Below are 365 nucleotides of genomic sequence, written 5' to 3'. Positions count from 1 at the left end.
CGAACTGTCTCACGACGTTCTGAACCCAGCTCGCGTACCGCTTTAATGGGCGAACAGCCCAACCCTTGGGACCGACTACAGCCCCAGGATGCGATGAGCCGACATCGAGGTGCCAAACCTCCCCGTCGATGTGGACTCTTGGGGGAGATAAGCCTGTTATCCCCGGGGTAGCTTTTATCCGTTGAGCGATGGCCCTTCCATGCGGAACCACCGGATCACTAAGCCCGACTTTCGTCCCTGCTCGACTTGTAGGTCTCGCAGTCAAGCTCCCTTGTGCCTTTACACTCTGCGAATGATTTCCAACCATTCTGAGGGAACCTTTGGGCGCCTCCGTTACCTTTTAGGAGGCGACCGCCCCAGTCAAA

The 365-nt window shown here is 57.0% G+C and carries 1 rRNA gene; it reads right to left on the bottom strand.

Going from position 1 to position 365, the window contains the following annotated elements:
• Positions 1-365: ribosomal RNA gene (locus SB659_RS19180) — 23S ribosomal RNA — on the bottom strand; the annotation flags it as partial.

It is taken from the genome of Arthrobacter sp. SIMBA_036, assembly GCF_046535135.1.
Classification (GTDB): domain Bacteria; phylum Actinomycetota; class Actinomycetes; order Actinomycetales; family Micrococcaceae; genus Arthrobacter.
This window is presented reverse-complemented; position numbering and strand designations above follow the sequence as displayed.